Source organism: Pseudomonas sp. SJZ078, from assembly GCF_007828255.1.
Taxonomy (GTDB): domain Bacteria; phylum Pseudomonadota; class Gammaproteobacteria; order Pseudomonadales; family Pseudomonadaceae; genus Aquipseudomonas.
In genome coordinates this window covers 1-1,322 of record NZ_VIUG01000080.1, presented here as the reverse complement: position 1 = coordinate 1,322, position 1,322 = coordinate 1, and the positions used below count along the sequence as shown (strand labels likewise).

The window sequence follows — 1,322 nt, the reverse complement described above, 5'->3', positions numbered from 1 at the left end:
CTGAGGGATCCCCACAAATCTATTCCAATGCCTGCGCCTCTTGATGTACCTCTGCTCGCAACGCGTGCTCAAGTCTCTCCAAAGTTTTTCGAGAGTTTGAGCCGCGTCCACTACGCCAGTATTCCAGGCCCAGCCGCCATAGCGATAACACTCGTCGGCGTTTAAGGCTATTGCTTTGAAAACGGCGCTCATGCCCCGCCTCGCGGGCCTGCAATCCCGTTAAACAAATGATGTAATTAGCCAGAGCCGAGATCAGCAAAAGTACTTCGATTCGGCGTGGGCAGTGACTCCGATGGCGAGTGACGCCTACGCCAAAATACTCACTTTTTACATCTCTGAAGCCTTCTTCTATCTGCATGCGCTGTTTGTAAACGGCCACGATTTTCGATGGATTCCATTGATCCTCCGGCAGGTTGCTAGCCAATAACCAGGGCTCTCGTTCACGATTGGCCGATTGCCTGCTGAGTTTGTTTTTGGCGATTGATCCGGTGACACGCTGGTGTTTGCGACCTTTTGCCGAATGCCTAACGCAGTACAGATGAATGATGTGCGGAGCGCTTTGGGTCATCTCGATCCGCCCCAATGACTTCGGTGAGGACGATGCCAGAGCGTAGAGGTTTTTAACGGGTAGCCAAGTGTCTGCGTCGGCTCGGTAGAGATCCCGGTTACGCACGCGTCCCACGTAATACCAGCCTTGCGCCTCGACGGCTTTGATCCATGGTCGGCGAAAACCTGCGTCAGCCACAAGGATCGGAACGCACTCTTCGGGAAGCATTTCGGCCAGCGCTTGTAGCAATCGTTTTTGATATTTCGGACAACCCTCACGTTCATGAACGCTCTCGTAGATCGGGAATGAGCGTCCCGCCAAAGGGATGGCTGCGCGCAACAAAAAGAACTCTCCAGCCGCATCAATGGGTGACCAATCAACCAGGATCAATGGATGCTTGAGCGAGCCCAACAGGGCTCGCAGCATGACCCAGTAAAACAGCGGGCGCTCGGTTTGCAGATGCCGATTACCCAACAGCCGATCCACTCGTTTGATGGTGTGTTTGGGATAGGCTTTGCTTGGTAAAAATCGACCAAGCCCCGTCAGCGTGAGCCGACGTCCTCGTAGCAATGCGCTGACACAACACATCAACGTTTTCAGGCGACGAGAGTGAACACCAGGGAGTGCTTGAGCGAGCGCGCTGTGTAAGAATCGGATGGCCTGCATGGGGCGGGATCTTGTTTTGTGTGGTGCAACACAAGCTGCCGACTCATGCAGGTCTCTTCAATATTCCAACTTCTTGATTTTTCGTAAGAAAATTCGGGGATTCCTCAGG

1 protein-coding gene is annotated in these 1,322 nt (G+C 53.4%); it reads right to left on the bottom strand.

Going from position 1 to position 1,322, the window contains the following annotated elements; all coding sequences use genetic code 11:
- Positions 1-19: 19 nt before the first annotated feature.
- Entirely contained in the window at positions 20-1,213 is a 1,194-nt protein-coding gene (locus FBY02_RS27995; RefSeq protein WP_144931773.1) for an IS4 family transposase, read from the bottom strand.
- Between the last annotated feature and the right edge of the window lie 109 nt (positions 1,214-1,322).

Excerpts from the sequence above, each read along its gene's own strand:
- FBY02_RS27995 (WP_144931773.1), bottom strand. The coding sequence starts at position 1,213 with ATGCAGGCCATCCGATTCTTACACAGCGCGCTCGCTCAAGCACTCCCT.